We start from the raw sequence: 6231 nt of genomic DNA on the forward strand, positions 1-6231 counted from the left end.
GAGTCGCATACTAAGGCAACAGTTTGCGGAACAGCTCAATAAAGCACACTGGGGAAAGGCTAAGCTTTGGTATGATCCTAAGTGCATTGTCTCATGCGGCAGTGCACCCCTAGAAGTTGTGAAGCGATATATCGAAAATCAGTCAGGAGGCACTATCCCTCCCCACCCGGGTGGGGAATCCCGCGCCTTACGTTGAGATTCGGAGAACTTTCCTGGGGGACTTTTCGGCAAACCTGTGGGCAAAGGGATGGTAATATCGCTACGCACTTCTCTTACCGTGACCGCCCATGAGCGTTCCTTCCTCTGCTGCTCGAACCTATCGGATTACTGCCCTGGCCGGAGATGGCATCGGCCCTGAAATCATGCAGGTGGGGCGGGCGGTTTTGGATGCAGTGGCCGCTCAGATGGGGTTTTCCCTCCAGTGGCAGGAGGGCCTAATTGGTGGAGCAGCCTACGAAGCCACTGGGGATCCCTTGCCCCCAGAGACCTTGAAAATGGCCCAGGAGAGCGATGCTGTTTACTTGGCGGCGGTTGGCGACTTTAAGTACGACACCCTGCCGCGGGAGAAGCGTCCTGAGCAGGCTTTGTTGGGCTTGCGGGCTGGCTTGGAATTATTTGCCAACTTGCGCCCGGTGAAGATCTTTCCGCAACTGGTGGAGGCCTCTTCCCTCAAGCCAGAGGTGATTGCCGGGATCGACCTGGTGGTGGTGCGCGAGCTCACCGGCGGCATCTACTTCGGCCAACCCAAAGGGATCTTCACAGATGCCACGGGATCCCGGCGGGGTGTAAACACCATGGCCTACAGCGAGGCCGAGGTGGATCGCATTGCCCGCGTGGCCTTTGAACTGGCTCGCAAGCGACGGCGCAAGCTCTGCTCAGTGGATAAGGCCAATGTCCTGGAAGTGTCGCAACTGTGGCGGGAGCGGGTTACCGCCATTGCGGCTGAGTACCCCGACGTGGAGCTTTCCCACCTGTACGTCGATAACGCTGCCATGCAGTTGGTGCGCTGGCCGAAGCAGTTTGACGTCATTCTCACGGAGAACCTCTTCGGGGATATTCTTTCCGATGAGGCAGCGATGCTGACTGGATCCATCGGCATGTTGCCCTCTGCCTCTTTGGGATCCTCTGGCCCTGGGGTATACGAACCAGTACACGGGTCAGCCCCCGATATTGCCGGACAAGACAAGGCCAACCCTCTTGCCCAGGTGCTCTCTGGGGCAATGCTGCTACGCTACTCTTTGGATCAGCCCCAAGCTGCCGACCGCATCGAGCAGGCTGTCGAGGCAGTTTTGGCCCAGGGCTACCGCACTGCCGACATCTACTCGGAGGGGATGACCCTCGTAGGCTGCCGCGAGATGGGAGAAAAGATCTTGGCTGCTCTGGCCCAGCAGCAAGCCTCTCCCCAAGGATCGCCCTCAGCCGCCGGCGGTTGAGTGGGGGTTCCCTTGCTTGCGCGGCTACCCCTCTCCCAGAGGGAGGGATTGTCCCGACGAACGGTGGCACTGCCATTACTCTTTATTGGAAATTCTTGGAAACGTCCGCGGGCCAGCTTCTTCCCTTAGGCAAAGCGATGGCCAAGCTGCATCGGGTCGTGGACGGTGATCTTTTTCTTGTGGATGGAAATGTAGTTCTTCTTGCGCAGCTCCCCCAACAGACGCGTGATGGTGACACGGGTTGAGCCAATCGCTTCCGCAATGGCCTGGTGAGAGAGCTTGAGATCGATGGTGACTCCATTGGGGCCGGGCACCCCGAAGTCGCGGCAGAGGATCAGTAGAAAGCTGACCAGGCGGGATCCCATGTCGCGGTGAGCCAGTGTTTCAATCATCATCTCTGTCTGCAGGATGCGAGAAGCCAAGCTCTTGAGCAGCAGCATGGCCAGCTCAGCGTTCTCCCGCAGCGATTTTTCCACCTGTTCGATGGGCAGAGAGAGTAGCTCGACGCGGGTAAAGGCCACCGCGTGATAGAAGCGGTCGGAGCGCTGCCCCGTGATGAAGGAGAGCACCCCAAAAATGCTGTTTTCCCGCAGGAGAGCAACGGTAATTTCTTCCCCCATTTCGTAGACCCGCGAGAGCTTGACAGCTCCTTTCACCAAAAAGTAAACGCGCTCCGCCGGATCTCCAGGGAAGAAGATGGTCTTACCGCGTTCAAACGTTTCGATAACCGGAGGATGGTGAGGCCCTCCTAACTGTTTGAAGGCTGCAATCAGAGATTTTTCCGCGATGGCCACCACCATATTCGTCAACCTTTTAAAGCCAGTTTATACCTAAGATCAACCTATAAATCAGATCGGAGGATTTGGGGCGCACCGTATTCCCGTTGACTGGAAAATTACCCCAGGGGCAAGATTATCCTAAGCTAAAAGGTTCTGCCCGGATACCTTTGTAGCAGGAGCTACATTTTTAAAGTCTCGTCTCTTGTCCAGCAGCGAATCCAGGACCAGGGGCGGGGGCCGTAATCGATTGGAGGGGTTTTATGGGGATCCCGGAGGCGGCTGTGGCCACACCTTCTCAACCGAGCCGTCAGCACTTCACAGTACGGATGCCGGAGCCGGCCAATCATCTGCTGGAGGTGGAACTACAGATCCAAGAGGTGGATCCAGAAGCGCCTCTGCAACTGCGGCTGCCGGTGTGGACGCCGGGATCCTACCTGGTACGGGAATATGCCCGCCATGTGCAAGAGTTTCAGGCGGCAACGGAGCAAGGGATCCCTTTGGCCTGGCGGAAGGTAGATAAGAACACTTGGGAGATCGAGCCGCCCCGCTGTTCGGCTGTGAAGGTTCGCTATCGGGTCTATGCCTATGAGCTGACGGTGCGCACCAACCATTTGGATCTCACCCACGCCTACTTCAACGGGGCGGCGCTCTTTTTCTATGTGCCCGGTCGCGAGCGGGAACCCTACACCTTGACGGTGATCCCTCCCAAGCCAGATTGGCGCATCGCCACCAGTTTGCGACCTTTGATTTCTTCTTCTGAGGATCCTGCTTCCGGCCAGTCTTTTGTGGCGGCAGACTACGACGAGCTGGTGGATAGTCCGGTGGAGGTGGGCCTGCACCAGTTGCGGTCGTTTGCAGTGGAAGGGATCCCGCATTACTTCGTGGTCTGGGGAGCAGGCACCCTGGATTTGGAGCAAGCGGTGGCCGATGCCGAGAAAATTGTCCGGGCTACTGCGGCGTTTTTTGGCGGGCTGCCCTACGACCGCTACTGGTTTATTGTGCATTTGTCGCCAGGGGGATTTGGCGGCCTAGAGCACAAGTACAGCACCACCCTTAATTATTCTGGGCTGGAGCTGCATCAGCCCCAGTCCTATCGCCGCTTTTTGGCGCTGCTGGCCCACGAGCTTTTCCATGCTTGGAACGTCAAGCGGCTGCGCCCTCTGGCTTTGGAGAAAATTGACTACAACCAAGAAAATTACGTGGACTGCCTCTGGTTTTGCGAGGGGGCGACCAGCTACTACGAAAATGTCATCTTGCTGCGGGCAGGGATCCTCAGCGCCAAAGATTTTTTGCAGATCCTGGCCGAGCAAATTGGCCGGCTGCAGCGCACTCCGGGTCGGGCCGTGCAATCGCTGCAGGAATCCAGTTTCGACGCTTGGATCAAGCTCTACCGTCCCCACGAAAATAGCCTCAACAGCCAGGTTTCTTATTACCTCAAGGGCGCTTTGGTCTGCTGGCTGCTGGATCTGCACATTCGCCACCTTTCGGGGGGCCAGGGATCCCTGGACACAGCCATGCGGGATTTGTGGCAGCGCTTTGGCCGGTTTGAGAAAGGCTACACCCACCAAGACCTGCGGGAGGCCTTTGAGCGGGCAGCCGGCACCGATCTTGGCCACTTTTTCTCTGCCTACGTGGAAGGTACGGAAGAGCTGGACTACAACGCTTACCTCCACCCTTTTGGCCTCACCCTTAAAGCCCACTTCAGCCGCCCCAACCCTAGCCCTTACCTGGGTCTCCACTTCAATGGGGAAGGCAACCGCATCAGCGCCGTCGAGATGGGATCCCCCGCCCAAAAAGCAGGCATCTGGGCTGGCGACGAGCTCGTAGCCCTAGACGGCTTTCGGGTGAGCGCCACCACCTTGCCGGAGCGCCTGGCAGCCTACCAGCCCCACCAGGTGATCTGCCTAAGCGTCTTCCAAGGCGATCAGTTGAAACACTTCTGGATCCCCCTGGATCCACCCCGCCCGGATGTTTACACTCTCGAAGCTTTGCCTGAACTCACTCCCACCCAGAAAGCGCTCCAGCAGGGCTGGCTGGGATCCCTTTTGGCTCAAGAGTAGGCAGGAGGTAGCAATGCTTTAAAATCTTCCCAGCTGCTCGCAACTCCTGAGTTAAGTTAAAGAAAATAGGATCAAAGGGAAATGACTCTGCTTTTAGGTCTTCTAATTGGATTGGCTATTGGTTTCTCCCTGGGCGTTTATACCTGTAGGCGATCTGAAGTGAACCGCTACGAATCGAGGTTTGAGAGATGGAGGAAAGAAACTGAGAGGGCAATAGCTTTGCAACTTGACCAGTTCACTCAAAGAGCTAATAGCCAGTTACTGGATGAGATTCTAAGAAAGTTACAAGCTGACCTTGAGGGCTTCAAACTTCATATCTCAGAAAGTCTGTCCGAAAGTTACCAAAACTTCCTTCAGCGTTTAGCTGACTATACAAGTCAGCTAGTTAAGAATATAAGTAATCAGCAGAATATCCTGGGCAGGCTATCGGAAAGTATAGAAAACATTTCCCAGAATCTAAACTCGAGTTCTAGCCTTCAAAAGAGGAAGGAAACTAACAAGCAAACTGCTGACGCAGGACTCAAGAGTTTGCCGCCAGAGACGATTAGCCGTGAACAGGTGAAGATAGGGGTATTTCTGTGGTCTAAGAACATAAGGATGAAGAACCTGCTTCCATCTAGTAAAAAAGCAGCAGAAGGGGAACTCGATAACAAGCTGAACTGGATATCAAACCTTATGGGTCAGAGGTACTCGATGATTGAGAAGCTTTACAAAGAAATTAAATCTGGCATTGGAGAAGAAAAGAGCTTGACTCTTTGCTTAAAAGGCAACCCCCCAGAAGTGATAAATTATAGCTGCCAACTTGCTTCCACTCTACGTAAGGTTAATTTCTTAAAGGAACATAACTACTCAAAAAGCTCCAAAACCCTGATGGTAAAACTAAGCAAGTCTTCAGAGGCAATCAAGTTCCTATCTGGAGATTGGCTGGAGAGATATGTCAAACAGCAACTGATCAAGTTTGCTAGAGAGCAGGGACAGAAGATCGATTTTTCCTACATCGCAAATGCGGAAGTTACTTTGCCCAACGGTAGCGACTTTGAGATCGATCTCTTCTTCCACATTAACAACCGATTCTACTGGATAGAGTCGAAGACCGGCAGCTACAGGGACTGTATAGAGAAGTACTCTTGGCTCGCCTCCGAAATGGGTCTCGGCCCAGATCAAGTCTTTCTGGTCTTGGCAGATGCTGATCAGGAGACGAGAAGTAGGATCTCCTCCTCCTATAATCTTTCAGCAATTAGTGTCGAGGAGGTTGAGTCTCTGCTGTACAGAATTGTGAGGAGGTAGACTCAGTCTAAGCTACCACTTTGACAGCCTGCTCCATACACCACCAGGGATCCTCGGCAAAAGCCGGCATGGGCGTGCTGCCTGCCTTACCCAAAATGGCCAGCCGAACTTCCCGATCCAGCCGGGATCCCGATCCGTAGGGATCCTCGGAGGGGGGCTCCAGTCTTTGTCCCAGCGGGGGCATTGCCATGATGCCCGGCTGCATGCCAGTACTGCTGACCCAGATTTTGAAGCGATCCACCGTTGTCTCCGCGTCTTCGGGCAGTTGCATCTGCAGCAGGTAGCGAGGGCCAGAGCCGACTAGCACACTTTCACTAGGGCGCAGGCGGGCAGGAAAGTCCGGCTGGTAGGGATAAACTAAACCGACGCTGCACTGCCGTTCGTCAAAGACTGTTACATAGACGTGCACTGGAGTGAGAGCCCTGTTGCGCAGGGCGATGGCGAGGTTGCGGCCTGCTTGAATTTGCACCTGTCCCTGGGGATCCCGCGGCAGGGGGCTGACTTCGGCAGGGGTAGAGCCACTGGCCGGCGTTTCCAGTTGCAGAAACTCTACTTCCAGAACACTGCTCAAAGCATCGCTGGCAGGTTGCAGGTTGAGGAGGTTGTCGAAGGCGGCCACATGTTCCAGCAGCCGCACCAGCTTGCGAGGTAGAGCCTGCGGCTTTTTTACCG

The 6231-nt window shown here is 55.1% G+C and carries 6 protein-coding genes; 4 read left to right on the forward strand and 2 right to left on the reverse strand.

The annotated features are described in order from the left end of the window. Positions 1 to 7: 7 nt before the first annotated feature. Positions 8 to 196: a transposase gene (locus tag NW835_RS07965; protein WP_414415000.1), complete on the forward strand. Its 189-nt coding sequence runs from the start codon at positions 8 to 10 to the stop codon at positions 194 to 196. Positions 197 to 287: 91 nt separating this feature from the next. Further along, entirely contained in the window at positions 288 to 1433 is a 1146-nt protein-coding gene (gene leuB / locus NW835_RS07970) for a 3-isopropylmalate dehydrogenase (RefSeq protein WP_414414990.1), read from the forward strand. A 125-nt stretch (positions 1434 to 1558) separates the two neighbouring features. On the opposite strand, the gene ntcA is transcribed toward leuB, so the two are convergent. Beyond that, positions 1559 to 2233 (reverse strand): global nitrogen regulator NtcA, encoded by a 675-nt coding sequence (gene ntcA, locus NW835_RS07975; RefSeq protein WP_414365317.1) that lies wholly within the window; start codon positions 2231 to 2233, stop codon positions 1559 to 1561. A 239-nt stretch (positions 2234 to 2472) separates the two neighbouring features. Here ntcA and NW835_RS07980 point away from each other — a divergent pair, with 239 nt between their 5' ends. After that, positions 2473 to 4272 carry a M61 family metallopeptidase gene (locus NW835_RS07980; RefSeq protein ID WP_414414991.1) on the forward strand — a complete coding sequence of 600 codons (1800 nt, stop codon included), beginning with the start codon at positions 2473 to 2475 and terminating at the stop codon, positions 4270 to 4272. Between the two features lie 81 nt (positions 4273 to 4353). After that, positions 4354 to 5559, forward strand: coding sequence for a hypothetical protein (locus NW835_RS07985; protein ID WP_414414992.1), 1206 nt, complete (start codon positions 4354 to 4356; stop codon positions 5557 to 5559). A 7-nt stretch (positions 5560 to 5566) separates the two neighbouring features. Here the strand turns inward: NW835_RS07985 and NW835_RS07990 are convergent. Then, positions 5567 to 6231 (reverse strand): hypothetical protein (locus NW835_RS07990; RefSeq protein ID WP_414414993.1); only part of this gene is annotated, 665 nt, incomplete at its 5' end.

Origin of the sequence: Synechococcus sp. OH2 (genome assembly GCF_047462155.1) — a bacterium.
Taxonomy (GTDB): domain Bacteria; phylum Cyanobacteriota; class Cyanobacteriia; order Thermostichales; family Thermostichaceae; genus Thermostichus.

Coding starts and splice junctions, on each gene's coding strand:
- NW835_RS07980 (WP_414414991.1), top strand. CDS start 2,473: ATGGGGATCCCGGAGGCGGCTGTGGCCACACCTTCTCAACCGAGCCGT.
- leuB (WP_414414990.1), top strand. CDS start 288: ATGAGCGTTCCTTCCTCTGCTGCTCGAACCTATCGGATTACTGCCCTG.
- NW835_RS07985 (WP_414414992.1), top strand. CDS start 4,354: ATGACTCTGCTTTTAGGTCTTCTAATTGGATTGGCTATTGGTTTCTCC.
- ntcA (WP_414365317.1), bottom strand. CDS start 2,233: ATGGTGGTGGCCATCGCGGAAAAATCTCTGATTGCAGCCTTCAAACAG.